Annotated in this window: 22 protein-coding genes, 1 tRNA gene and 1 riboswitch; of the genes, 13 read left to right on the forward strand and 10 right to left on the reverse strand. The window is 60.6% G+C overall.

All coding sequences use genetic code 11. From position 1 onward, the window contains the following. Positions 1-43: 43 nt before the first annotated feature. The 6 genes from CO583_RS08075 to CO583_RS08100 form a co-directional block, all read right to left on the reverse strand. Positions 44-119, reverse strand: a tRNA-Phe gene (locus CO583_RS08075). Between the two features lie 131 nt (positions 120-250). Then, positions 251-448 (reverse strand): DNA gyrase inhibitor YacG, encoded by a 198-nt coding sequence (locus CO583_RS08080; protein WP_043559082.1) that lies wholly within the window; start codon positions 446-448, stop codon positions 251-253. Beyond that, positions 445-1,503, reverse strand: coding sequence for a ribonuclease E/G (locus tag CO583_RS08085; protein WP_103765658.1), 1,059 nt, complete (start codon positions 1,501-1,503; stop codon positions 445-447). The genes CO583_RS08080 and CO583_RS08085 overlap by 4 nt, the downstream gene beginning before the upstream one ends. A gap of 6 nt (positions 1,504-1,509) precedes the next feature. Continuing rightward, positions 1,510-2,130: a nucleoside triphosphate pyrophosphatase gene (locus CO583_RS08090; RefSeq protein WP_248630736.1), complete on the reverse strand. Its 621-nt coding sequence runs from the start codon at positions 2,128-2,130 to the stop codon at positions 1,510-1,512. Positions 2,131-2,161: 31 nt separating this feature from the next. Further along, complete coding sequence (infA, locus tag CO583_RS08095; protein WP_043559458.1) at positions 2,162-2,380, reverse strand: translation initiation factor IF-1; 219 nt, start codon at positions 2,378-2,380, stop codon at positions 2,162-2,164. A 116-nt stretch (positions 2,381-2,496) separates the two neighbouring features. Then, a complete protein-coding gene (locus CO583_RS08100; RefSeq protein WP_248630737.1) occupies positions 2,497-3,156 on the reverse strand; it encodes a DNA-3-methyladenine glycosylase in 660 nt (219 codons plus the stop codon). On the opposite strand from CO583_RS08100, the gene CO583_RS08105 reads away from it, so the two are divergent. From CO583_RS08105 to CO583_RS08125, 5 genes are all read left to right on the forward strand, one after another. Then, complete coding sequence (locus CO583_RS08105) at positions 3,155-4,318, forward strand: energy transducer TonB (RefSeq protein WP_227449735.1); 1,164 nt, start codon at positions 3,155-3,157, stop codon at positions 4,316-4,318. The two genes, CO583_RS08100 and CO583_RS08105, sit on opposite strands and share 2 nt — an antisense overlap. Positions 4,319-4,437: 119 nt before the next feature. After that, positions 4,438-5,457: a hypothetical protein gene (locus tag CO583_RS08110; RefSeq protein ID WP_193599751.1), complete on the forward strand. Its 1,020-nt coding sequence runs from the start codon at positions 4,438-4,440 to the stop codon at positions 5,455-5,457. A gap of 225 nt (positions 5,458-5,682) precedes the next feature. Then, positions 5,683-7,641, forward strand: a complete 1,959-nt coding sequence (locus CO583_RS08115; protein ID WP_248630738.1) for a DnaJ domain-containing protein — start codon at positions 5,683-5,685, stop codon at positions 7,639-7,641. A 160-nt stretch (positions 7,642-7,801) separates the two neighbouring features. After that, complete coding sequence (locus CO583_RS08120) at positions 7,802-8,737, forward strand: ribose-phosphate pyrophosphokinase (RefSeq protein ID WP_043559073.1); 936 nt, start codon at positions 7,802-7,804, stop codon at positions 8,735-8,737. 89 nt (positions 8,738-8,826) lie between these two features. Then, entirely contained in the window at positions 8,827-9,423 is a 597-nt protein-coding gene (locus CO583_RS08125) for a histidine phosphatase family protein (protein ID WP_043559071.1), read from the forward strand. A gap of 85 nt (positions 9,424-9,508) precedes the next feature. On the opposite strand, the gene CO583_RS08130 is transcribed toward CO583_RS08125, so the two are convergent. The 4 genes from CO583_RS08130 to CO583_RS08145 all read right to left on the reverse strand — a co-directional run bounded on the left by CO583_RS08130 (position 9,509) and on the right by CO583_RS08145 (position 16,387). After that, on the reverse strand, positions 9,509-11,068 hold the full coding sequence (locus CO583_RS08130; RefSeq protein WP_248630739.1) for an efflux transporter outer membrane subunit: 1,560 nt from the start codon (positions 11,066-11,068) through the stop codon (positions 9,509-9,511). Between the two features lies 1 nt (position 11,069). Beyond that, positions 11,070-14,162, reverse strand: a complete 3,093-nt coding sequence (locus CO583_RS08135) for an efflux RND transporter permease subunit (protein ID WP_103765654.1) — start codon at positions 14,160-14,162, stop codon at positions 11,070-11,072. Positions 14,163-14,178: 16 nt separating this feature from the next. Next, a complete protein-coding gene (locus CO583_RS08140; protein ID WP_193599749.1) occupies positions 14,179-15,294 on the reverse strand; it encodes an efflux RND transporter periplasmic adaptor subunit in 1,116 nt (371 codons plus the stop codon). A 226-nt stretch (positions 15,295-15,520) separates the two neighbouring features. Next, positions 15,521-16,387 carry an OmpW family protein gene (locus CO583_RS08145; RefSeq protein ID WP_043559061.1) on the reverse strand — a complete coding sequence of 289 codons (867 nt, stop codon included), beginning with the start codon at positions 16,385-16,387 and terminating at the stop codon, positions 15,521-15,523. A 264-nt stretch (positions 16,388-16,651) separates the two neighbouring features. Here CO583_RS08145 and CO583_RS08150 point away from each other — a divergent pair, with 264 nt between their 5' ends. The 8 genes from CO583_RS08150 to CO583_RS08185 all read left to right on the forward strand — a co-directional run bounded on the left by CO583_RS08150 (position 16,652) and on the right by CO583_RS08185 (position 24,455). Continuing rightward, the gene (locus CO583_RS08150; RefSeq protein ID WP_227656483.1) at positions 16,652-17,395 is read left to right on the forward strand and encodes a Crp/Fnr family transcriptional regulator; all 744 of its coding nucleotides are present in this window, start codon (positions 16,652-16,654) and stop codon (positions 17,393-17,395) included. A 98-nt stretch (positions 17,396-17,493) separates the two neighbouring features. After that, the gene (locus tag CO583_RS08155; protein WP_043559059.1) at positions 17,494-18,018 is read left to right on the forward strand and encodes a hypothetical protein; all 525 of its coding nucleotides are present in this window, start codon (positions 17,494-17,496) and stop codon (positions 18,016-18,018) included. A 110-nt stretch (positions 18,019-18,128) separates the two neighbouring features. After that, positions 18,129-18,280: riboswitch (FMN riboswitch) on the forward strand. Between the two features lie 92 nt (positions 18,281-18,372). Further along, on the forward strand, positions 18,373-19,434 hold the full coding sequence (gene ribD, locus CO583_RS08160) for a bifunctional diaminohydroxyphosphoribosylaminopyrimidine deaminase/5-amino-6-(5-phosphoribosylamino)uracil reductase RibD (RefSeq protein ID WP_243831558.1): 1,062 nt from the start codon (positions 18,373-18,375) through the stop codon (positions 19,432-19,434). Between the two features lie 4 nt (positions 19,435-19,438). Next, complete coding sequence (locus CO583_RS08165) at positions 19,439-20,089, forward strand: riboflavin synthase (RefSeq protein WP_081562410.1); 651 nt, start codon at positions 19,439-19,441, stop codon at positions 20,087-20,089. A 5-nt stretch (positions 20,090-20,094) separates the two neighbouring features. Beyond that, positions 20,095-21,339 (forward strand): bifunctional 3,4-dihydroxy-2-butanone-4-phosphate synthase/GTP cyclohydrolase II, encoded by a 1,245-nt coding sequence (locus tag CO583_RS08170; protein ID WP_043559442.1) that lies wholly within the window; start codon positions 20,095-20,097, stop codon positions 21,337-21,339. Between the two features lie 3 nt (positions 21,340-21,342). Then, positions 21,343-21,813 (forward strand): 6,7-dimethyl-8-ribityllumazine synthase, encoded by a 471-nt coding sequence (gene ribH / locus CO583_RS08175; protein ID WP_043559053.1) that lies wholly within the window; start codon positions 21,343-21,345, stop codon positions 21,811-21,813. A 269-nt stretch (positions 21,814-22,082) separates the two neighbouring features. Beyond that, the gene (locus tag CO583_RS08180; protein ID WP_043559049.1) at positions 22,083-23,024 is read left to right on the forward strand and encodes a glycosyltransferase family 2 protein; all 942 of its coding nucleotides are present in this window, start codon (positions 22,083-22,085) and stop codon (positions 23,022-23,024) included. An 18-nt stretch (positions 23,025-23,042) separates the two neighbouring features. Further along, positions 23,043-24,455 (forward strand): hypothetical protein, encoded by a 1,413-nt coding sequence (locus CO583_RS08185; RefSeq protein ID WP_248630740.1) that lies wholly within the window; start codon positions 23,043-23,045, stop codon positions 24,453-24,455. The last annotated feature ends 47 nt before the right edge of the window (positions 24,456-24,502 follow it).

A 24,502-nucleotide genomic window follows, 5' to 3' on the forward strand; every position in this document is an offset into this window, starting at 1 on the left:
GCGCTTTGTGGCGGACGTCAGCCAGTTTTTCAGGGGAAAAAAATGGTGCCCAAGGGCGGGATCGAACCACCGACACTGCGATTTTCAGTCGCATGCTCTACCAACTGAGCTACTTGGGCACCGGGCCATGGCAGCAGGGCCACCCGGCTATGGAGAGGGGTTTACCCTATGCAGGGCGGGTTATCAACCCTCTTTGCAGAAGAAAATGCACGGATCAGCGGGCTGATTCAGCGGGTTATGGCCCCCGGGATCAGGGCCTGTGGCGGGAGGTTTCCTCCGCCAGCCGTGCGGCCTCGGCTTCCAGTTCTTCCGGGTCGTTGTCCTGCCGCAGGGACGGCACACGGTAATCCCCCTTGAACCAACGGCCAAGGTCCACATCAGCGCAGTGCTGGGAGCAGAACGGGCGGAAGGCGGGCATGGTGGGTTTCTGGCAGATCGGGCAGCTCATGAGAGACTCCAGCAGGATGATGGAGACACGGGATGACTGAGGAGGGTAAGGCGATGGCCTGTGAGATGGAAGAGGTCTTCCAGCGCCCCGGAATCGGCTTCAAGTGCCTGGATGATGGCTGGTGGTGCGTGGAGCCGGTCGCCCTTCAGCCCCTCACTGGCGATGCGCTGGAGGATGGCCAGCCCTTGCCCGTGGGGTGAGGCGTACAGCTCATGCAGCGGGGCCCGATGGCGGGGGCGGGTCATTTCCAGCAGGCCACCGGGCGTGATGCCGGTGATGCGGGGCTGGAGCGGGTCCTGCTCCCTGTCCGCTGCCTTGCGGAGGAACGGGACAAGGGCGGGCCGTTTGCTGCTGCGGACACCTGCCGGGTCGATCAGGATGGTACCGGAGAGATTGCGCAGCCGGATTTCCCGCAGGAGTGGGCCGAAACAGGCCAGATTGGCGGCAAAGTCCGGGGTCTGATGGGCGTCCAGATCAATGGCGGTGAGGGCATGGGTGGGCGTGATATGGGCTGTCAGCGGTCCGACCTGGGCATCCGGGCTGGTCAGGGCGGCCCAGTCGGCCTCCAGAACCTCATCAAAGCTGCGGCTTACCCGGTGCAGGCGGGCATGAAGATGGGACGGCAACCGGGCCGCCAGGGCGGCACTGTCGGTCAGGATGGGGCAGTCTGATGGGGCCAGCCCCAGAATCTCATCCAGTGGCGTGGGACCGGATGTGAGACGGCGGGGGGCGGTTCCGGCCTCCATGTCCTCCGGCCATGGGAGGGCACGCAGGCGCAGGCCCTTGCCATTCTGTGCCGAACGGGTCACCTGGGCACGGACGAGACTGCCTTCGGGAGGGAGTTTGCGCCCTTTCATGAAGCCCGTACAGGCTGGACTGGCCAGCTCGACGAAAGCCCCGCCCAGGGCTGGCGCATGGGCGGTGATGCGGACGATATGGACATCCCCCCAGCCATCCGGCGCACCGGGCCGCCAGAGGGCAGCATCCAGCAGCGCATCGTCCTTCAGCAGGGCGATGCGGATTTCTCCGGGCGCACTGGCAAGACGGATTTCCATGCCGTGTCAGCGCAGCCAGTGCTGTCCGGCGGGCAGGGGCTGACCCCGGAGCAGCTGGGCGGTCTCGAACAGGGGCAGGCCGATCACGCCAGAGGGGCTTCCCCCGACCTGTCGGATGAAGGCGGCCGCCTGCCCCTGAAGGCCATAGCCACCAGCCTTGCCGTGCCAGTCTTCCCCTTCGATGAGGGCGTCAATCTGCCGGGGTGTCAGGCGATTGAAGATGACGTGGCTTTCCACCACACGCTCGCAGTAGCGGCCTTCGGTCCAGTCTGCTGTCGGCTGGCAGACCACGGCGGTGAAAACCTTGTGGCGGCGGCCGGAGAGAAGGGTGAGGCAGCGGCGGGCTGTCTCGGCATCTTCTGCTTTGGGCAGGATGCGCCGCCCGGCCGCCACGACCGTGTCCGCCCCGATGATGAGGGCGGGACCATCATGGCGGGCGGCGACATGGGCCGCCTTGGCCCGGGCCAGCCGCAGCGCATGGGGACGGGGAAGTTCGTCCTTCTGCGGGGTTTCATCCAGGTCTGCCGGGCAGACAGCATCCGGCTCCACCCCGATCTGGCGGAGCAGGGCGATGCGGCGGGGCGAGGCAGAGGCCAGGATGAGGGCGGGCCGGGAGGAATCAGCCATGAGGGAAGAGATGGTCCTGTCTTCCGCTGTCTTACTTGAAGCGGAAGGTGATGCGACCCTTGCTGAGGTCGTAAGGGGTCATCTCGACATTGACCCGGTCACCGGCCAGCACGCGGATGCGATTCTTGCGCATCTTGCCGCTCGTATGGGCGAGAATGGTGTGCTCATTGTCCAGCGTGACGCGGAACATGGCATTGGGCAGAAGCTCAGTCACCGTGCCGGTAAATTCGATCAGGTCTTCTTTAGGCATGAATATCCCTTGCAGGAAGTGGGTAGAAACTGTGTGGGCCACGGGCCAGCTCTGGAGAGGCCTGGCCTGCAGCTCCGTCATGACGGCGCATTATGTGCGGGCACGGAGGTGGGACGTCAAGGTTTTTTGCTGGGTGGAGCGGGATCAGGCAGGCGGGCTTTGGCCTGCCAGCAGTACCATGCCAGTGTGGAGCGATGGGGACTGAAGCCCATCGTGGCGTCCCGCAGCTGGCGGGGTGTGGGGCGGACAGGCAGTTTTTTCAGCCTCTTCCATCCTTCCTGAACGCCAAGATCGCCCGCTGGCAGGACATCCGGTCTGTTGAGATGGAAGATGAGCAGCATTTCGACTGTCCATTGTCCCACGCCACGCAGGGCTGTCAGCTGTTTTATCAGTGTGGCGTCATCCAGCTGGCGGGCTTCAGCGAGGCTGGGTACCAGCCCGTCCAGCCGCCCCCGGGCGATGGCCCGCAGGCTGGCGGCCTTGGTGGCGGAAAGGCCGCAGCGGCGCAGGGTGGCATCATCAAGGGCCAGAAGTTCCTGTGGTGCAGGGGGCGGCCCGTTTTCGTCATGGTCGGCCCCAAGGGTGCAGAGACGCCTGAAGATGGTCCTGGCCGCAGCATTGTGGAGCTGCTGGCCCGTCACAGCCTTGATGAGTGAGGCATAGGGATCGACTGTCTGCGGGTCTGGCGCAGCCTGTTCGTGCAGGCGGCAGGGGCCGACGGTGGCGATGAAGGCTGCCAGATCGGCATCCCGGGCAAGGCAGGCAGGTGGATGCATGGAACGGACTTTCTTCATGGGGCTGATGGTGGTGGAAGGGGGTTACACAAAAGTAGCGGTGGGGCACTTTTCCGGTGATGACAATATGGCCCTTTTTGAGGCACAAGGGAGGGGTCATGATCCTTATCAGTCTGCGCCCCTCTTTTTGCCAGCGGGTTTTCCGCCCGTGACGATGCAGGACGCCCCTTTGCAGAGGCGCCGGGAGCGGCTGGGAGATCATGCCGAACCCGTGGCCGGGTTGCGGACTGAAGCGCGCACCCCCATGCGGCGGACGCAGGTTCTGGTCGATCCACCACTGTTCGGGCCGCTGTTTCTGGCGGCCAGTGTCCATGGCATTGCCCTCTGGCTGATGATGCAGACCAGCGCTGCCGTGCATGGTACGCCAAATGGTGCACAGCAGCCGCAGGTGGAGATGGTGTTTGATGCCCCTCCGGCAAAGCACAGCATGAAGGGGGAGCCGACACATGAGGTTGGTGGTGCGGCCAGCGCTCCGGCGCCGACCACGCCGGAGGAGGCAACCCCAGCCCCGATGGAGCCGACGCCTCACACGCCGTCTTCCCCGCCGACGGCCCCCTCACCTACCGGGGAGCTGACCCGTGCGGAGATGTCGGAAAAGCCGCTCTCCAGGGCGGCTCCCCGTCGCCCCCGCCGGAGCCGGGCAACCCCGACGCATCAGCGTATGACCCGGCAGAGCGAGACAAACCCTTTCGCTCACCCGATGGATCTGTCCTTTGATGGTGAGCCAGCCTTGCATCCTCACAAGCGGGGGCGCCATGGGGGGACACGGGGGCCGGTCGATTTCTCTCTCGGGCCGCTCAGCCTGAATGGGCAGATCAATGCGCCGTACAAGACGAGCAGCAGCGTCCGGGGTGTCAGCTCCGATTATGGGAGCGAGATTGACCGTTGGGTGCGGAACCACATGTTCTACCCCGATGAGGCTGTGCAGAACGGGGAGGAGGGGCCATCCTCCGTCCATGTAGTGATTGACAGGAGCGGGAAGGTCATCCGTGTGCGGCTGACGGATTCATCAAACTCTTATGCGCTGGATGCCGCCACGACAGGCATGTTCCAGGGGGCGCAGCTCCCTCCCGTTCCGCCGGACATGCAGGGTGACCATTTTGATCTGGATGTGACGATCCATTACATGCTGATCCGCCATTAGGGGCTCTGGCCAGCGCTCCCCCTGTGGTCAGGAGAGGGAAAGGGCGTTAAGTTGCGGGGCCTGCCGGTCGGGTCCGGTCGGCTCTTGTCCAGAAATATTGCAGGGAAAGTGGGCTGTTCATGCGCTTCTGTCGTAAGCTGCTGCTCTCAGGGCTGTGTGTGCCTCTCCTCGGACTGGGGGGGTGCCTGCAGGTGTACAAGCCATTTGCCCATAATCCGGGCAATCAGGCCCAGCATCTTGTCAGGGACAACATTCCGCCTGCCCGGCTGGCCGTGCCTGTTCCCGTGCCAGAGAAAGCGCCATGGCGGGCACCTACGGCCATGTGGGCACGGGATGTCGTGATCGCCCTGGTGGGGCAATCCATTCCTGCCGTGGCGAAGGTGCCGGAGCCGGGGGACTGGTGGGTCAGGCTGGGGGCTGTCCGGGCGGAGAATGGGGGTATCCGCCCCCGCTATGCGATTGTCGGGCCGGATGGCAAGGTGAAGGCCCGTGGCTTTGGTGCCGTGATTGATGAGGAAGGCTGGCGCAGCGCCGACCCGGCGGCCCTGAACACGGTGGCCCTCCAGATGGCCCCGGAAATCGCCCGTGAGCTGACAGAGATACAGACCCGCATGATGATGGATGACCCGCAGAGTCTCATGCACCGTTCGGCCCGCATCTGTTTCGAGGGGGTACAGGGCGCCCCGGGTGATGGCAACAAGTCTCTGGCCGAGGCGTTCTACATGATGCTGCCGGACAGCCACAACAGTGTGCAGACCACACGCACTGGGGCGGATTACATCGTGAAGACCGTGGTCAGCATCAAGCCTTCACCGGATGCTCCTCCGCCGGGAGAGGGGCCGAAACAGCAGGTTACCATCGTCTGGCACGTGACAACCCCACAGGGCGTGGAGGCCGGGGCGGCCACTCAGGTTCATGATGTTCCCGCACATTCTCTGGATGGCCCATGGGCTGATGTGGCCGGTGCTGCGGCGCAGGAGGCTGCCGAAGCGGTGAAGACCATCGTTACCAACTATTCAGGCCGGTCTCGCAAGGCGGCGACGGCTCCGTCCGATATTGGCGGGGATGCGTCCCGTGAGAAGGATGGCATGAAAAAATTCGTTGCAGGGCCGGAGCCGGAGGGCAGTGCCCCCAGATGATGGCAGCCCAGCCTTTCTGGGAACAGACGGAACGGGGACATTTCCTGCTACAGGGAGTGTCCCCGTTTCTCTGAAATCCCGCACAGGATAGACGTTTCCTCGAATGGACAGGGTGTATCAACCAACTTATACAGGTTGCAGATTGATATTTGCTGGCCTGTCATGCGTTCCATTTTTCTGAAATGTCTACTGGTTTCATGGGTCGTTGTGCATTGTCAGTCTGTATTGGCCGACGTTTATCATCCTGACTTTGACTGTAGCCGGATGGACAGGAACGAACCGGGACAGGTTCTTCTCTGTTCGGATTCTGATTCAGCCAGAAGTGAACTGGTTCTGGATCAGGCCTATTATGCCCTGCGCCATCAGAGTGCGGCCTACAGTCTTCCCCAGCTGAAGGCGGAGCTGATCCATGATCTTGCACCGTTGCAGGCGTGTTTTTCACCGGCGGGTGTGCAGGGAGAGAGCCAGGCCCAATGCTACCAGCGGGTTGTGGCGCAGGTTGCGGACAGATACCGCTCCCGCCTGACAGGTCGTGCGCATGAGGAAGCGACCCGTCCGATTGATGCCCATATTGCCCTGCAAAGAAAACTGCAGGCGCTCGGCTTTCTGCCGGCTGCCGTCGTGCCGGATGGCGTATATGGCGAGGCGACCCGGCGGGCCATCCTGCGCTGGCAGGAGCAGGCCGGGCAGCCCAGCCGGGACGGATTTCTGGGAGATGATGATGCCAGGGTGCTGATGCCGGACCTGGCTGTTGCTCCGGCCCCATCTGAGGCTTCTCCGTCCCCACCTGAACGTGCTGCACCCCGTCAGGCAGAGGCAGGCACAGTCGGCGGGGATGGACCGGTTGCGTCCGTCCTGCGGCAGAGTGGAACAGCCGGTGCGGCCGGGCCTCAGCCATCCCCGCCGTCTCCAGACAGTACGGCTCCCCAGCAGGAGGCTGCATCTCCCCAGACAGAGGATCATGAAACGGCAGGGGGACTTTTTTCCCTGCTGTCCGTGCCGTTCTGGTTGCTGGGGGCTGTCATTCATATGTGCGGGGCCGTTCTGGCGGGCGTCTGGCACGTGTTGATCTTCATCCTTCTTTTGCCCGTAAGGCTCGTCCGGTTGATCTGGAGCTTCATCACCTGGCTGTTCAGCTGGAAGGGGCTGCTTCTTTTGCTTGTCGGCCTGATTGTGAATGGCCTCCGCTCTGCAGAAAAGAAGGATGATTCCGCCCAGTCGTCAGAGTTTCCGTCCAGGGAGGAAGAGGCGGCGCAGGAGCAGCAGGAGCGGGCACAGGCCTATCGCCGGGCCAGACAGTCCGGCTCCGCCCCACCGGAGGATGAGCCCTGGCATATCGTGCTGGAGGTTTCTGCAACGGCCTCTGCCGAGGAGATCACGGCCTCATACAGGCGGTTGATGAAGCAGCATCACCCGGACCGCTTTGCGCAGGAGGGAGGTGCTGCCTACGAGGCAGCCGTGGTAAAAAGCAAGAAGATCACCGAAGCCTACCGCTATGCCAAAACACTGAAACAGTTCTCGGAAAAGACAGGCCGGACGTCCCGGCAGAAACCGGAACCTGAGACGGATCCGCCACCTTCCGGCTTCGCCTCCAGCAGGGAGCAGGAAGCGTATCAGGCGGTCGGGATGATGTGGGCTGGCTGGATCAGCGAGCTGGCTCTTGCTGATGGTCAGCTTCTGCTGGACCATCTCGTGGCCCGGCGCCTGCGGGAGGCGTTCCGGTTTCTGTCTGCGCTGGTGCAGCCGATGGGTGGCGAGACCGCCCGGAACGTGCTGGAGGAGCTGGAGGCTGGCCGTTCATGGCAGGATTTCCGGCGTTGTTCGGTGCATGTGCACGGTCTGCTGCTTCAGGTGAACAGGGCAGAGACGGCCAGAAAGCGGCGGCGGCAGGAACAGCAGAGAGCCTGGGAGAGGGAAGAGGCAGAGCGGCGGCGTGAACAAGCCCGGCGGGACTGGCAGCGGGCCAGAAATGCGCCCCCCGCAGACAGGGCCTGGCATGTTGTGCTGGAGGTCTCCGAGGGGGCTTCCAATGAGGAGATCATCAGTGCCTACAGGCGGCTTGTCAAGCAGCACCATCCAGACCGTTTTGCCCATGTTGGCGGGGACGTCTATCAGGAGGCTGTCCGCCGGACGGCGGAAATCACACAGGCCTATCGTTATGTGCGGCAGTACCGGCGGTTCTGACCTGTGGGCGTGGACGGGAGAGCATACGGCATTTCATGGTAAACAGGTGGTAAATTAATCGTTCCGAAATAGGTCTGCTGGAAAATCATGACATTGATCGGGCGGGCTGATAGAAGGAGCTGAACCGCATCTTACCGTCCTTCTATGAAAAGTACCCGTCATGAAGATCGTTGCCTGCAACAGTAACCTGCCTCTGGCCCAGGCTGTGGCTGATGAGCTTGAAATCCCTTTGTGCAAGACATCCATTCGCCGCTTTGCGGATGGTGAGGTGTTTGTCGAGATTCAGGAAAACGTGCGTGGGGAGGACATGTTTGTCCTTCAGAGCACCTGCATGCCAACCAATGATCATCTGATGGAACTTCTTGTCGTGCTGGATGCCCTGCGGCGCGGCTCTGCACGCCGTGTCACGGCGGTGATGCCTTATTTTGGCTATGCCCGGCAGGACCGCAAGTCCGGTCCCCGCACGCCCATCAGTGCCAAGCTTGTCGCCAATCTGCTGACAGAAGCGGGTGCCAACCGCATCCTGACGATGGACCTGCATGCCATGCAGATTCAGGGTTTTTTCGATATTCCCACGGACAACCTCTACGCAGCACCGCTCTTTGTGCGGGACCTGATTTCCCGTCACCCGGACCCGGGAAAACTGATGATCGTTTCGCCGGATGTGGGTGGGGTGGTGCGGGCCCGTCAGCTGGCCCGCAGGCTGAATGTGGACCTGGCCATCATCGACAAGCGTCGTGAGCGCGCTGGTGTGTCTGAAGTGATGAATGTGATTGGCGATGTGTCCGGCCGTTTCTGCGTACTGGTGGATGACATCATCGATAGCGGCGGGTCTCTCTGCAATGCTGCTGAAGCCCTGATGAAGCACGGTGCTGCCGGGGTGGAGGCCTATGTGACGCATGGTGTGCTGACAGGCAATGCCTGCAAGCGGGTGCAGAGCAGCCCGCTTTCCATGCTGACCCTGACAGACAGCATCCCTGCGACGGATGAGCTGAAGGCAACGTCCAACATCCGGCAGATTCCTACGGCCAATCTGCTGGGCCGTGCCATCCGGGCCGTGGCGGATGAAAGCTCGGTCTCCACTCTTTTTGACTGAGATCTTTTTGATTGAGAGGTGCTTTGCGTGGCCAGGGGCATGAGACAGGTCCCGCCACGCTCTGACGGGATTTTGGGGAGGGTCAGGAAATGACACAGCTTCGGGCAGAACCGTACTGGTTTCTCCGTCATGGTGAAACGGACTGGAATGCACGCCATCTCTCCCAGGGGCGGACGGATATTCCCCTGAATGAGACCGGCCTGACACAGGCCCGCCTGGCAGGCCGCCAGCTGGCAGACCTGTTCGAGGCGGGGATGCGGCCCTTCACGCATATCGTAAGCTCTCCGCTCAAGCGGGCTTTCGTCACAGCCGAGCATGTGCGGGATGCGATCCGGGATCGGACGGGCCTTGATCTGCCGCTGATAAAGGATGCAGACCTTCAGGAGGTCAGCTTTGGTGTGCAGGAAGGCCAGCCGATGGGAGACTGGTACAATACATGGATCAACGGCACGTTTGTCCCGGAAAAGGGTGAGGATTTCCTCACGCTGAAGACCCGTGGTGTCCAGGCGCTCAACAGGGCGCAGGAGGCTGGAGAGGGAGCCCCCCTGATCGTGGCGCATGGGGCATTGTTCCGTGGGCTGCGGGCAGCCATGGGGCTGGAGATCAATGTCCGTCTGCCCAATGCCGTACCGCTGAAGGCCACGCCGGAGGAAGAAGGCTGGGTGCTGAAACTGCTTTCGGCCTGAGATTTCCCCCGCTGAAGAAAAGGCCGCTTCCGTCTCTGTCAGGAAGCGGCCTTTTTCATGTCTGGATGGTTTGGCGGCCGTCAGCTTACCACGGCACAAGCGTGGTGGAGAGGCGTTTGGCATCCTTCGGGCTGACACCGAGGTCATTGCGGTTCCACCATCCCCCGCCGAGAGCCTGGAACAGGCCGACCGTGTCGGAAAGGCGGGTGACCTTGTCCTGTGCGACGGAAATTTGGTCCTGCGCCACGGCCATGCGGGCCTGTGCCACGTCAATCTGGCTGTTGTCCCCCAGCCTGTGCTGGGCTTCTGCAATGTGCAGGGCCTGTGTGGCGGCGTCCAGCCCATTCTGGTCGGCCAGAAGTGTGCTGCCATCCAGCTCTACGGCATGGAGGCTGTCTGCCACATCGCTGACGGCAGACATGATGGCAGCCTTGTAATATTCCTTGGCCTGTTCGTAATTGGCTTTGGCCTCCCGCTGGGCATGAAGCAGTGACCCTCCCTGGAAAATGGGTTGGGTGACCGTGGCAGCCAGCATCCAGTTGCCCATTCCAGGCTTGAACATCTTGCTCATGCTGTCCACAGCCTCGCCCGGCAGGGCACTCAGCTGCACATTGGGGAGGCGGTTGGCAATGGCAATGCCGAGCTGCGCCCCGGCAGAGCGGATCTGCGCCTGTGCAGAGGCGATGTCAGGCCGTTGCAGGAGGAGCTGGGCCGGCAGGCTGACGGGCAGCTGATGCGGCAGGGTGAAGTCTTTCAGCTCGAAGATGGGCAGGTCCGCATTGGGGCTGAGGCCCACCAGAGTGGCCAGCTGGTCCCGGGTCTGGGCAAGCTGTGTCCGGAGAGGAGGTAGATCCGCCTGAAGTTGCGCCAGCGAATCCCGCAGCAGGAGCTGGCTCTGGCGGGACTGGTCCCCCAGGCCGACCTGATTCTGATTGATGCGGACCATGGCTGTCTGCTGGGCGATCAGAACTTCCTTGGCACGGATCTGCTCACGGAGGCCCGCCTCGGTGATGGTCGTGTTGACGATGTTGGAGATCATCGTCAGCGTCGTGGCCTCCAGCTGGAAGCGCTGGATATCCGCCTGGGCTTTGGCGTTGCGAATGGCAAGGCGGGAGCCACCCCAGAGATCGGGCACATAGCCGATGTTCAGCTGGGCCGTGTGCAGGTTATAGAGCCATTCATTATTGTTCGGCACGGGCGAGAGTGCCTTGGAGGTCTTGTTGCGTGTCGGAATGAACTGGGCAGAAATGCTCGGATAGAGTGACGCACCCTCAACACGGCGCTGCTCCCATGCCGCCCGCAGGCCAGCCTGCATGGCTTTCAATGTCTGGTTGTTGGTCAGGGCCAGCTCCACCATCTGGTTCAGACGGGGATTCTGGAAGGCCTCCCACCATCTGCCGGGAACATCTGCCCCGGAGATGAACTGCTGGCGGTGGAGGAGGCTGTCGCTGCTTCTGTCCCGTCCAGCTTCAGACTGGGTGATGTTCTTCTGGCTGTATCCTGTCCTCTCTGGCAGGGGGGGAATGTCCTTGGAGGAAGGGCCGACAATGCAGCCCCCCAACCCGGCAGCCATGCCGCCAAGAAGAACACTGGCCAGCAATCGGGAGGAACGGCCCCTCATGCAGGGGGTGGAATGCTGTTTCATGTCAGGCCTCCTGCTCTTTCTGGCTGGTCCTGCGGCTGACCCATTCTTCCAGACGGCAGAAGCAGACTGGCAGGATGAAGAGGGTCAGCAGGGTGGCAATGCCCAGCCCACCGACAACGACCGTCGCCAGGCCACGCTGCACATCGGTTCCCACACCTGTGGCCAGAGCGGCGGGCAGCATCCCGACGCTGGCCACGGTTGCTGTCATCAGCACGGGGCGGAAGCGTTCGGTTGCTCCCAGCCGGGTGGCCTCCCGTATGTTGCCACCAGCACCAAGATGACGGTTGATGTTGGATACCATGATGATCCCGTTCTGGATGGCCACACCAAACAGGGCGATAAAGCCGACCGCCGTGGCAATGTTCAGTGTTTCGGCCCGTAGATGCAGGGCGATCAGCCCGCCCAGGGCGGCAAGTGGCACAATGCCGATGATGAGCAGCGCATGGCGGAACTTCTGGAACTCCGCATAGAGCAGCCCCAGCATGACGGCGAACATGACGCCCAGGGCTGCCACGAGGCGGACCTGGGCGTGCTGGGCCTCCTGGAAGGTTCCGGCCCATTCCAGACGGAACTTCTGGTGGTCGTAATGGACGTTCTGGTCGATGAGCTTCTGGGCATCGTCAAGGTAGAGGGACATGGGCCGGTTGCCATTATCCACCTGAAGGGTGATCTGCCGCTCGCCCATCTCATGGGCGATGCTGCTTTCACCCATCTGGAGACGGATATGGGCAATTTCAGCCAGAGGGATGGCACTGCCATCACCCGTAATCATGGGAATCTGGCCCAGAAGCTGGAGGTTGGAACGCTGCGTGTTGTCGATGCGCAGGGTCGCATTGTAGAAGCGGTCGCCCTCAATCACGCTGGTCAGCGGGGCATCGCCGATGGCGCTGTTGATGACATCCGTTACATCATTGATGCTGATGCCATAACGGGCGGCTTTCAGCCGGTCTGGTGTGATTGCAATCTGTGGAATCTTGGGTTCCTGGAAGATGTCGGCCTGCACGGTGCCGGGTACCTGCCAGAGCTGCTGGACGACCTGCTTGCCAAGGGTACGCAGGCCCGAGAGGTCGTCCCCATAGATGCGCATGACCAGCGGGCTGTGCGCTCCGCCAAGCTGATCGCTGAGATTGTCCTCGATCGGCTGGCTGATGGAGAAGGAAATGCCAGCGATCTTGTTCAGGCGGGCCCGGAGTTTCGTGATGAACTCGGCTTTGGTCTCGCCGTGGGCCCACTGGTTGTAGGGCGTCAGGCCAACGGGCATTTCGATGTGGGAGGGCGTCCATGGGTCCGTACCATCATCCGAGCGACCAAGCTGCGTTATGGCATAGGATGTCTCCGGGAACTCCCGTACCGCACGACGGATTTCCGAAGCCTTTTCCTGCCCTTTTTCCAGTGAGATGCCCGTTGGCATCTGCACCTGGAGCCACAGCGCCCCTTCATCAAGGTCAGGCAGGAACTCCCGGCCCGTCGTGACCCCAAGGGCAATGACGGTCACCAGTGCCAGTCCGGCACTGACGAAGGGGATGACAGGGTGATCAATCAGATGGCGGAGCAGGGCGTCATAATATTTGTGCAGCCAGTCCAGTGGCCTGTTGTGCCAGATGGGCCGTGGCTTGCGCAGGGCCAGGAAGGACATGGTGGGTGTCAGGGCCAGGGCGCAGAGCAGCGCTCCCAGCAGGGCGAAGCTGACTGTCCAGGCCATGGGGCGGAAGATTTTGGCCTCGCTGCCTTCAAAGGCGAAGAGGGGACTGTAGGCCACCACGATGATGATGGTGGAGGCGAAGATGGCCCGGCCCGCACGGCGGGTGATGGCAAGAATGTCCGGCTGGTTCAGCGGGAGGTTGGGGTGCTCCTCCCTGTGGCGGAGGATGACCTCGGTGATGACGATGGCTCCATCGACGATCACGCCAAAATCCACGGCTCCGAGGGAGAAAAGGTTGGCCGCCATGCCGCAGGCCCGCATGAGGATGAAGGCGAATGACAGCGCAAAGGGAATGGTCACCGCCGTGATGGCGGCACTGCGGGGCGAGCCCAGGAAGAAGGTCAGGATGACCAGCACGAGGCCGATCCCCTCAAGAATCGTTTCGCTGACCTTGTCCGTTGTGGATTTTACGAGGTTGTCACGGTCCAGATACGGAACAATGCGGATATGTTTGGGTTTGAGCTGTGTCTGGAGCTTGGCGACGGCAGCGTGCAGGTCATCCAGCACCTGTGAGGGATTGGCGCCCCGCAGCATGGTCACGACCCCTTCGATCGTATCCGGATTGCCGTTTTTCCCAAGCATCCCTTCCCGGACCTGATGGCCGAATTCGATCCGTCCCAGCTCGGAGAGGAAAATGGGAACACCATCATGATGGCCGATGACGGTGTTGCGCATGTCCTCCAGAGAGTGGATCTGCCCCACGCCACGGATAATGTAGGACTGCTCACCACGGGTGACGCGGCCACCACCAGCATTGGCATTGCTGTTGCGGATGGCGTTCATCACATCGCTGATGCTGATGCCAAAGCGGATGAGGGCGTTGGGGTCGAGGATCAGCTGATATTCCCGGGTGAAACCGCCGAAATTGTCGATGTTCACCACGCCGGGCACCCGCTGGAGGGCGGGAATGATCTCCCACCGCTGCACGTCGGAGATGGTCATGAGGTCCTGATCGTCGGACTCGACCGTGTAGCGGTAGATTTCTCCGCTGGCACCGGAGATGGGGCCGAGGGAGGGCTGGGCACCGCCTGTCAGCTGGAGGCCGTCAAGCTGGCTCTGCACCAGCTGGCGGGCACGGTAGATGTCCTCTCCATCCTTGAAGATGAGCGTGATGAGCGAGAGGCCGAATGTCGTGCTGGAGCGGCTCTCCACAACACCGGGGACGGCTGCCAGTTCACGCTCGACAGGCGTGGTGACCTGATGTTCCATCTCCTCGGCAGCAAGGCCGTTGACCTGCGTGGTGACCAGAACACTGGCCGGGCCGAGGTCCGGGTAGGCCTCCACGGGCAGCTGTTTCCACGCCAGCATTCCGGTGACGAACAGAGCTGCGGTAAGAAAAGCGACGGCCTTGCGGTGACCAAAGCACCATGTGATGAATTTCTCGATGAACATGACTGCTCAGCGGTCCTCAGTAATCATTGAGCAGGATGGCCCCATGCGTGATGATACGCTCACCAGCTTTCAGGCCGGAGAGAATGCGTACGGACTCTCCTTCCTCGTAGCTGATGGTGATGAAGCGGCGGCGGTAGGTGTTGGGGGCTGTCTCCACAAAGACGGAAACCTGGTCATTGTCCATCAGCAGGGCTGTTTTGGGCAGGAGGGGCTGGGCCTGCTGGGTGATGTTCAGCGTGGCGGTGGTGAACTGTCCGGGGCGCAGCGCCCCCTGGGTGTTGTTGCAGCGCAGATAGAGATTCAGGCGGCGGGTATCAGTATGGACGGTGCCGTCCAGCGAGGTGACGGGTCCATGGCATGTCTGGCCGGGGAAGGGGGCTTCCAGCGTCATGCTTGCACCGAGCATGGGCAGGAGGGATTCCGGCAGGCTGGCCTGGATCCAGACAGTGTCCAGATTGGCGACGTTCATCAGGGTTGCTGTCATGTCTGTCACATTCTGGCCGATGCCGGTGGATATGGCGGTGACGATGCCGGAGACAGGCGCTACCAGTGGCTGGTAGCCGGCATTGCCGTCTGTGCCGAGAGCCTGAAGGCGCAGATGGGCACGGGTGGCTTCGGCCTGGGCCTGTTCCAGATCGTTTCTGGCAGATTGCATGTCTTTTACGGCATTGCCTCCCGCATTCAGCACGCCAACAGCACGGCGATAGGCCAATCGGGTAAGGGTGAGGGTTGCCTGTGCTTTGCGGTCATCTGACCATGCCTGTGCCAGGTCACCGGAATACAGGATGGCAAGAACATCGCCTTTCTGTACATGCTGGCCTGTCTGCACATACAGGTTGGCCACCCGCCCGACGACCGGGGAGTGGATGTCCACGCTCTGGCCGGGGGAGGCGATGATCTGTGCTGGAAGCTCTACCTGATGGGGGGAGAGGGTTTCCGCGACGGGCTCGACAGTCAGCTGGCCATCCAGCGGCCCTCCGGGCCTGATGCGCAGCAGGTCACCGTTGTGAGTAACAGCGGGCGGTGGGGCAGTCTCTATGACCCGGTGGGGGACGAGAGACCACACACCCCAGAGAAGCAGAAGAACGATCAGGACGATGCCAGTAATAATCATGTTACGTGAGACACGCATTATTGGGATGTTCTCCGTTCTTCTGACTGCCAGGGCAAAATTCGTTCCCTTCTGACACATGCGCAGTGATTTGTCACGGTATTGTATCTGTACCGTAATATTCGAACTTTATGGATGATGGCTGTCGTGATGAGTAATTGCTGTCCAGTATTGCGACTATATGAAAAAGGGGCCGCAATTACTCTGCGGCCCCTTTCCCGAATGATCTGATGTTGTTGTGGAAAGATCAGAAGCGGTATTCGATACCGGCACCAACAACAGTCGGATGCACGTCATCATGAACACGGACCCGACCACCAGTAATGGGGTTGCCGCGCTGGCTCAGATGAACGCTCTGATTGAACAGAAGGATCTGTTTGATATCGAAGTTGAAGAACCAGTTGCCGACCAGCTGGTAATCAAACCCGAGGTTGAAGCTCGGCCCGACGTTGGTTTTCATGTGCATGGCATCAAACACGGCCCCGTTGAAGGCCCCACCCAGATTGGTGGCCTGATGCATGTTGTGGAAGATGGCCACCGTGATGCCAAGACCGGCATAGGGGTTGAAGCGCTTGTGCGGGCGGAAGTGGTAGGCGGCTGTCAGTGTCGGGGGGAGAATCCAGAAGCTGCCAGCATCCAGCTTGCCCAGGTTGCCGACATGGGCAGCGGCTTCATGACGGGTGGAAGAAGCAATGAGGTCCAGGGAGAGGTGGTCCGTCAGGAAATATTCAAGCGTCAGTTCCGGCATGACCTGGTTGGTCACGCTTACATTGTGGCGGAAGATGCTGCCACCAGCCAGAGCTGCCGCAGGTGAGCTGGCATTCAGCTTGACGCGGGAGCCGGTGTTGTTGGTGATTACGCCGAGAGCGGAGAGGCGGACAACGAAGTCCCCTTTGCCAAGGCCGATCTTGGTATTGGCACAGGTCTGGAAAATGCCGCAGCGATGGTCATCCGGAGCATGAAGATGCACGGAAGCATCCGGAGCAGCCTGCATGGTGCTGGATGCGGATACGGAGGTGTGGGCTCCTGGCGCTGCTGTCTGGGCAACGGCGAAGGAGACAGACCCAAGAGCAAACAGCGCAGCTGTGGCCATCCGGGTGAAGGTGCGGCTCATTTTTCCTAGAATCCTCGATGAGTTACAACGGCGTGGCGAAAATGGACAAAATGTAATTGTTCCTTCCCCGCCTATAAGAATGATCTGCCTCGAAAACAAGAAAAAATTTATAACTGTAATAGGGCATTAACTGAAAATATTCTAGAAATTGATCTATATCAAAAAATGGGGCTTTTCTTATCACTGTCATAAGGAAGGTTTCTTTTCCAAGGGGGGGGATAACCCGCTAACTCTGACACCGGCTATAGTGAGACAGGAAAGATAATGGTGGAAACAGGTCGCAGCCTCATGGAGGCCGTTCGGGAACGGTGTGGTCGCTGCCCTGGCCGTTCGGTCAGTATCTGCAACGTCATTGAGGACCAGGACCTTCCTGCCCTTGTGGCGGAATCTTCCCGGGTGGTTGTTCAGGCGGGGCGCTGTTTCATACAGGAAGGCGCACCGGCGCACGATTTTTATGTGCTGACAGGCGGCCGGGCCAAGCTGTTCAGTCTCATGCCTGATGGGCGTCGGCAGATTGTCGGTTTTGCAGAAGTGGGGGATTTTCTGGGGCTGGCCTCCTCAGAGAGTTATGCCTTCACCGCAGAAGCTCTGGGAGAGGTGACACTCTGCCGGTTCCCCCATTCTGCCATCGACCGTCTCGTGGAGCGCTTCCCCCGTCTGCATGGCCGCCTCCAGCAGGAGGCTTCCAGCGAGCTGGTCAAGATGCAGGCGCGGCTCATGCTTCTGGGGCGCAAGACAGCCCGTGAGCGTCTGGCCAGTTTCCTTGTCGAACAGGCCAGCCCCTGCTGTGCCCATGCGCTGAAGGATGAGCACGGCCCGCTGACACTGTCCCTGCCCATGTCCCGGACAGACATTGCCGATTATCTGGGGTTGACGATCGAAACGGTGAGCCGGACGTTCAGCCTGTTCAGGAAAGAGGGGCTGATCAGCATCAGGGGGGCCAGTTCCGTCACGCTTCTGTCACCGGGGCTGCTGAGCGACATGGCTGGTGGCATAAAGCGGAGCTGAGCCTTCAGGAGTGTGGCATGGCCTTTTTTTAACTTTAGGGATGTAACCTCGTGGTGTAGTGAATGGACGCATCCGGTACTCATTCTAGGAGCTGCTTCATGAAGATCCGTACTCTGTTTACAGTTTCACTGCTTGCCTCGTCCTTTGCCCTGCTGCCGCAGGCTCATGCTTATGATCCGAATGATCCGCTGGCCATCCAGAGCAGCATGGACAGCGTGACGAAGTCCATCCAGAACGAAAACGCCAAGCTGCAGGCCCTGCAGGAGAAGTATGCTGGCGCTCCGGAGCGTGCTCGTGCCCGCATCCAGAAGCGCATGGATGCCCTCCAGTCCGACGTGAAGCAGCGTCAGGAGCGTCTGCAGAACCTTCAGGACAAGTACAAGAACCTTGCCGCCGACAAGAAGGCCGAGATCCAGAAGAACATTGATGATCGCAAACAGCAGATCAAGGATGTGCGCGACAGGTACAGGAATGCGCCGGCTGAGGAGAAGCAGCGCATCAAGGACCAGCTTGATGCCCAGAAGTCTCAGCTTGACGCCCAGAAGAAGAGCCTGAAGGAGATGCACGACAGCACGGTGCAGTCCGGCAAGGACTTCGTCCATTCCCTGAAGGGCGGTTTCTGATCTTCTACAGGATCAGTCCTGACAGGACAGGGTGATGAGAGAGGCCGCTCCCATTGGGGCGGCCTCTTGCTCTTTGGGGGGAGTACCTCCATATAGGGCGTGATTGAGATAGACGTTCTCGGGGCAGGGTGGAATTCCCTACCGGCGGTGTTGGTGGCTTTGGCTGCCTCAGCCCGCGAGCGCCCTGCATCCGTGCAGGGGACAAGCAGACCCGGTGTGAATCCGGGGCCGACGGTCAGAGTCCGGATGAGAGAGAACGTTCTTCCTGTCCATCGCGGGAGGGGGGATGCCGCCTTTCCGTGAGGGGGGAAGGCGTGACGTCGCCGCGAACGTCCCTGAGACGATTGGGGACTGATGATGACAGATGTGTCGAGTGGGACACGAAGAACGGACAGCCCGCCCCCGCCGCTGGAGAGCGTGCGGGCCGGTTTCCGGGAGGCCGTGAAGGCGGCCGTGCAGAAGATGGGGGCGACCGCTCCCAATCCGGCGGTGGGCTGCGCCCTGCTGGATGGTGAAGGGCACCTGCTCGCCGTGGGAGCACATCCCGCTGCGGGCCAGCCTCATGCCGAGGTCATGGCGCTGGAGCAGGCCCGGGAGAAAGGCGTGCTGGAGCAGGTCCGCACTGCCTTGGTGACGCTGGAACCCTGCAACCATCATGGCCGGACTCCTCCCTGTAGCGACCGGCTGAAGAACAGTCCCGTGCAGACCGTGTGGATCGGTGCCCGGGACCCCAACCCGCAGGCCAGAGGGGGAGCGGACCATCTGGCCGGGGGCCTCTCTCCGAAACAGGTGCATTTTCTGGCCGATGAACCCGGCCTGCGCTCTCTGGCGCAGGACTGTGCCGCACTTCTCGCACCGTTTGCCTGCCGTGTGACGCAGGGCCGCCCGTGGCTGAGTGTGAAGCAGGCTCTGGACGGGCACGGCAGCATGATTCCTCCGGAAGGACAGAAGACCTTCACCTCGTCCGCATCCCTGCGGCTGGCCCATCAGCTCCGGCGGGCCTGTGACGCCGTGGTGACGGGGATCGGGACCGTTCTGGCTGATGACCCGTCCTTTACCGTGCGGCATGTGTCCGATCACGCCGGGCGGGCACCCCGGCCCCTGATCGTGCTGGACCGGCAGGGCCGTCTTCCAGCCGCCTGGCGTCAGGCCCGGGAGGCGGACGGGTTCCATGTGGAACAGTGCCGTGACCTGTCATCCCTGCCTGCCCTTCTGGGGCAGATGGACATCAACTGGGCCCTGATCGAGGCCGGACCTGCCCTGCTGGCCAGCGTGCGGGAGGCGGGCTTGTGGGATGACTGGCTGACCATCCGTCATGAGGGGGCCGACAGGGACGACCAGCTTTCCATTACCCTGCGTGAAGAGAGTGCGGACAAGCGGAGCCCGATCCAGCTTCTGCGCCAATATGGGGACTAAGACCATGTTTTCAGGAATCATCGAACGTGTTGGCGACGTGCAGTCCGTGTCCCTGCGGGACAGGGCCATGGATGTACGGATCGCCACCCATTTTACCGATCTGACGGAAGGTGAAAGCATCGCCACCAATGGCGTGTGCCTGACCGTGACCCGTTTCACGCCCGAGGGTGTGGCGGATTTCCATCTGAGTGGCGAGACGCTGGCCCGGACGGCTCTGGGTGACCTCGTGGAGGGTGCCCGTGTGAATCTGGAACGGGCCGTCAGCCTCAACACACGGCTTTCCGGCCATATCGTGCAGGGGCATGTCGATGCGGTAGGCAGGCTGACCCATGTTGCCGAAGCTGGGGAATCACATCATCTGCGGATTTTCATGCCTGCTTCCCTGCGCCGCTATGTCATCGAGAAAGGGTCCATCACCATCAATGGCATCAGCCTGACGGTGAATGAGGTGCATGATGATGTGCGCCATGACGGGCAGGAAGGCTTTGAGATCAGCCTGATGATCATTCCCCATACATGGACCCATACGGACCTTTCCACGCTGGCCATCGGGGCGAAGGTGAATCTGGAAGTGGACATGATGGCCAAATATGTGGAGACGCTCCTGCGCCACACGCCGGAAGAGGAACTGCGTTACAGGGGAGATGCCCGGTGAGCAGCCTGTCTTCAAACCTGAAGGCCGCCATCGCCGCCGTGCGGGCTGGCCGCATGGTCGTGATGGTGGATGATGAGGATCGGGAGAATGAAGGTGATCTCATTCTGCCAGCCCAGTTTGCCACGCAGGAGACCATCAATTTCATGGCCCGTCAGGCCTGCGGGCTGATCTGCCTGTCCCTTGAGGCTGACCAGATAGACCGGCTTGGCCTGTCTCCCATGGTGGCGAAGAATCAGGACCCGCGGGGCACGGCCTTCACCGTGTCCATCGAGGCCGCCCACGGCGTGACGACGGGCATTTCCGCTGCCGAGCGTGCCCATACGATTCAGGTGGCATCTGCGCCGGATGCGACACCGGCGGACATCATCTCCCCCGGTCACATGTTCCCCCTGCGGGCCAACCCTGATGGCGTGATGGCCCGGGAGGGGCATACGGAAGGAGCTGTTGACCTCATGCGGCTGGCAGGTCTGCGTCCGGCTGGTGTGATCTGTGAGATCATGGCCGAGGATGGCACGATGATGCGTCTGCCGGAGCTGCGTCACTATGCCCGTCGGCACGGTCTGCCGCTCATCAGCATTGCCGAAATGCGCCGCTGGATTGCTGAACATGGGCGGGGTGATGTCGGAGCTCTGGACATGGCGGAAGCGCCATTGTCGGAGGAAGCCCAGCTTGCCGTGGCCGACCTGCCGACCGTGTGTGGTGGAGAGGATCTGCGTGTCCATGCCTTCCGTGGAGCTGATGGTGTGGAACATCTGGCCCTTGTGAAAGGGAAGCCTGACCAGACCGTGCCACTGGTCCGCCTTCATTCGGAATGTGTGACGGGGGATGCGCTGGGGTCGCTGCGCTGCGACTGTGGCCCACAGCTGCGGGAAGCCCTGAAGCGGATTGCGGCGGCGGAATCAGGCGTGCTGCTCTATCTGCGGGGGCATGAGGGCCGGGGGATCGGTCTGGCCAACAAGATACGGGCCTATGAGCTTCAGGATCAGGGCATGGACACGGTTGATGCCAATGAGGCGCTTGGTCTGCCCGCTGATGCCCGCCGCTGGGATATGGCGGCCCATATGTTGGCCAGTCTCGGCGTGACCCGCCTGCGCCTGCTGACGAACAACCCGGAAAAAGAGCGTGGCCTGACGGAGGCCGGACTGGTGGTGGAAGCCGTGGAACGGCTTGTCGTGCCATCCAATCCGTTCAACCGCCATTATCTGGAAACGAAACGCACCCGTATGGGGCATATGCTGCAGGAGAGCTGAACCATGAGCAAACATATCGCTACGGCCCCGGAAGGGCTGAAACTCAATCCAGCGCCAAGACTGGCCCTGCTGGTCAGCCGCTTCAACCCTGATGTGACGGGTGGTCTGCGTGATGGTGCGCTGGAGTGGCTGAAGGAACGTGGCATTGATGAGACGGTGGATGTCTATGAGGCCCCCGGTGCGTTCGAGCTGCCCATCATGGCCCAGCACCTTGCCCGTAAGGGTATCTATGAGGGGGTGATCTGCCTCGGCTGTGTCATCAAGGGGGATACGGCTCATTTCGAGTTCATTTCCATGGGGGCCACTGTTGGCATCATGCAGGCCCAGCTGGCGAATGATGTGCCGATTTCTTTCGGTATTCTGACAACCTATACGGACGAACAGGCCATCGTGCGCTCCCGGGGGGATGAGCACAACAAGGGGCGTGAGGCCGCTGCGGCCTGCTTTGAGACGGTGGCCTTCCTGCGGAAGTGATCTGGCCCTCCTGTATGGCAAGAAACATTCCTGCCCTGTGGAGACAGGTCAGGAATGTTGCCGCCAGGTCATTGGTTGACGCGCTTCATGGGCCCGGAGGTGGCCTGATATTTGATGGAGAACGGCGAGGTATTTAACAATCGTGCAATAGAAGTCCCCATATAATGCTTCTGGCAGGATTGTTGCGTTTCTGTGCCCGACATCATAGACAGAGTGACTGATACCTGTATGGAATTTTATTGTCCTGAAATGTTCGGAAAGAGGTTTGCGTGGATTTTGAGACCATAAAGGTGGCCGTCCTCATCCCCTGTTACAATGAAGAAATGACAGTGGGGCATGTTGTGGAGAAATTCACGAGGCACATGCCGGGGGCGGAGATTTATGTCTATGACAACAATTCCACCGACCGGACAGTGGACGTTGCCCGGGCCGCAGGGGCAATTGTCCGGACAGAGCGGATGCAGGGGAAAGGGTACGTCGTCCGGCGGATGTTCTCCGACATTGATGCAGATTTCTACATCCTGATTGATGGTGATGAGACCTACGAGGCCGAGGCGGCCCCCAGGCTGCTGGAGCATGCGTATGAGCATGGTCTGGACATGGTCAATGGGGCTCGTGTCACGGACCGTCCGGCGGCGTATCGCATGGGTCATGTATTGGGCAACCGGATGCTGACGGGGCTGGTGACCATGATTTTCGGGCGCCGCCTTACGGACATGCTGTCCGGCTATCGGGTTTTCTCAAAGCGGTTCGTCAAGTCATTCCCGGCCTTGTCCCAGGGGTTCGAGACGGAAACCGAGTTTACCATTCATGCGCTGGAGCTGGGGTTGCCTGTCGGTGAGCTGAAGACGGCTTATGTCGAGCGGCCACCGGGCAGCGTGTCCAAACTGAGCACTTACAAGGACGGTATCAGGATACTCTGCACGATCGTCCAGATCGTGAAGCTGGAAAAGCCGTTTCTGCTGTTTTCCTCCATTGCGGCTGTCCTGTTTGTCCTGGGGCTTGGGTTGGGGATTCCTGTCGTTTCCTTCTATCTCCGGCAGGGTGTCGTCCCCCGCCTGCCAACAGCCCTGCTGGCCACGGCCCTGGTGCTGCTCTCTTTCCTGAGTTTTGTCTGTGGGTTGATCCTCGACACGATTGCCATTGCCCGGAAAGAGCAGAAGAGGCTGACCTATCTTTCCTATCCTGCCGTCTTTCCAGACAGGCGCTGAGCTGCCGGGAGCGCTGTGATGTTCTGCAAGAAAAACGTGACCACGGTCATATGGTGTGCCGCCATCGTGTGGAGTATCATGGGTATTCTGTCATGGTCCCATCTGCCGATAGAATACCGGCCCGGTGGGCTGCGGCTGACTTTCAACAGCATGATCGATCACATGCTGCATGGCCATTTTGATGTGGACCCGAAGACCGTGGAAGAGGAGGGTTTCCTCCGGAATGGGAAAGTGTATGCCTACTGGGGCATTTTCCCCTCCCTGCTGAGGTTGCCAGTCCTGCTGTTCCCCAATGGGTTGCATTGGGACATCACCCGTCTTTCATCCATCATGGCCCTGCTGATGATCCTGTTTTTCAATTACAGGACATGGCGTTTCGTGTCGGAGCGTTACCTTGGAGGTACGTCCTGGGTTTCGCTCTGTCTGGCCATTGCCCTTGCTTTTTCGGGTGAACAGGTCTGTTTTTTTGAACACAGCCTGTATCAGGAGGTCTGCTTCTGGGCTCTGGCCTTCGCTTCATGGTTTGTGTACTGCGCCATCCGTGTCCTCTGCGAGAAGGAGTACTGGCGATATGGTGGGGTCTGCATGGCCGTTGCGGCGGGCTGTGCGCTGTTGACCCGTGTTTCGATGGGGATCGGGCTGTATGTGGCGCTGCTCTGTTTTCTCATCATCCATTTTTACAGATGGTGCCGCAGCTTCAGGACGAAGGATGAGGGCGTCACGCTGCTGTCTCTCGTTGTGCCGACAGTCATCTCCGTTCTGGCCATCATCGTGACGGCATATGTGAATTACAGACGATGGGGCAATCCGCTTACCTTCGCCAATTATGACCTGTACCTCTACAATGTGGAGTTTCCCAGCCGCATCATGCGGACCAAAACTTATGGGCTGTTCAATCTTCAGAGATTCTATCTGGGGATTGTCTATTTCTTTGTACCGGTGTGGATTTTCCAGAAGGCTGACGGGCATTACGTTCTTCAGGATAGTTTCACGCGGCTGATTGATGCGAATGAGCTGCCACCCAGCAGCTTCTTTCTGACAGATGGTTTCATGCTGCTCTGTGGTGCGCTGCTGATTGTCGGGCTGCTCCGCAAGGGCCGTGTGTTTCCCATCAATCGGGCAGCGCTTGCTTCTGTCGCCGTATCCTTGGCAATACCGGCTTTCCTGATGATGATTGCCATCAGCATGAATTACCGGTACCGGGCGGAATTCTACCCGGATATCGTTTTCCTCGGGACGCTTGGCTGTGTCTATCTGTACAACAATCTGAAGGATGTACGGGCTCTGAAAAAGATTCTGGTTGCCCTTCTGGTTGTCAGTGTTGTCTCATCCAATCTCAATATTTTCCTGTATGGGGAAAGTGAGCTCGGCCCTGCCTACCTGTACATCAAGGACGGCATTTTTTCTTATTATTACCATCGGGTTTTCTGAAAAGCAGGGAGTTCTCCTGCCTGAAGGCCAAAAAAAGGCGGCTTCTC

Source organism: Parasaccharibacter sp. TMW2.1882, assembly GCF_023337635.1.
In the GTDB taxonomy this organism is placed as follows: domain Bacteria; phylum Pseudomonadota; class Alphaproteobacteria; order Acetobacterales; family Acetobacteraceae; genus Bombella; species Bombella apis.

Excerpts from the sequence above, each read along its gene's own strand:
- CO583_RS08135 (WP_103765654.1), bottom strand. The coding sequence starts at position 14,162 with ATGTTCATCGAGAAATTCATCACATGGTGCTTTGGTCACCGCAAGGCC.
- CO583_RS08120 (WP_043559073.1), top strand. The coding sequence starts at position 7,802 with ATGAAGATCGTTGCCTGCAACAGTAACCTGCCTCTGGCCCAGGCTGTG.
- CO583_RS08110 (WP_193599751.1), top strand. The coding sequence starts at position 4,438 with ATGCGCTTCTGTCGTAAGCTGCTGCTCTCAGGGCTGTGTGTGCCTCTC.
- CO583_RS08140 (WP_193599749.1), bottom strand. The coding sequence starts at position 15,294 with ATGCGTGTCTCACGTAACATGATTATTACTGGCATCGTCCTGATCGTT.
- CO583_RS08080 (WP_043559082.1), bottom strand. The coding sequence starts at position 448 with ATGAGCTGCCCGATCTGCCAGAAACCCACCATGCCCGCCTTCCGCCCG.
- CO583_RS08165 (WP_081562410.1), top strand. The coding sequence starts at position 19,439 with ATGTTTTCAGGAATCATCGAACGTGTTGGCGACGTGCAGTCCGTGTCC.
- CO583_RS08105 (WP_227449735.1), top strand. The coding sequence starts at position 3,155 with ATGGAACGGACTTTCTTCATGGGGCTGATGGTGGTGGAAGGGGGTTAC.
- CO583_RS08145 (WP_043559061.1), bottom strand. The coding sequence starts at position 16,387 with ATGAGCCGCACCTTCACCCGGATGGCCACAGCTGCGCTGTTTGCTCTT.
- ribH (WP_043559053.1), top strand. The coding sequence starts at position 21,343 with ATGAGCAAACATATCGCTACGGCCCCGGAAGGGCTGAAACTCAATCCA.
- CO583_RS08150 (WP_227656483.1), top strand. The coding sequence starts at position 16,652 with ATGGTGGAAACAGGTCGCAGCCTCATGGAGGCCGTTCGGGAACGGTGT.
- CO583_RS08185 (WP_248630740.1), top strand. The coding sequence starts at position 23,043 with ATGTTCTGCAAGAAAAACGTGACCACGGTCATATGGTGTGCCGCCATC.
- CO583_RS08090 (WP_248630736.1), bottom strand. The coding sequence starts at position 2,130 with ATGGCTGATTCCTCCCGGCCCGCCCTCATCCTGGCCTCTGCCTCGCCC.
- ribD (WP_243831558.1), top strand. The coding sequence starts at position 18,373 with ATGATGACAGATGTGTCGAGTGGGACACGAAGAACGGACAGCCCGCCC.
- CO583_RS08155 (WP_043559059.1), top strand. The coding sequence starts at position 17,494 with ATGAAGATCCGTACTCTGTTTACAGTTTCACTGCTTGCCTCGTCCTTT.
- CO583_RS08125 (WP_043559071.1), top strand. The coding sequence starts at position 8,827 with ATGACACAGCTTCGGGCAGAACCGTACTGGTTTCTCCGTCATGGTGAA.
- CO583_RS08085 (WP_103765658.1), bottom strand. The coding sequence starts at position 1,503 with ATGGAAATCCGTCTTGCCAGTGCGCCCGGAGAAATCCGCATCGCCCTG.
- infA (WP_043559458.1), bottom strand. The coding sequence starts at position 2,380 with ATGCCTAAAGAAGACCTGATCGAATTTACCGGCACGGTGACTGAGCTT.
- CO583_RS08130 (WP_248630739.1), bottom strand. The coding sequence starts at position 11,068 with ATGAAACAGCATTCCACCCCCTGCATGAGGGGCCGTTCCTCCCGATTG.
- CO583_RS08100 (WP_248630737.1), bottom strand. The coding sequence starts at position 3,156 with ATGCATCCACCTGCCTGCCTTGCCCGGGATGCCGATCTGGCAGCCTTC.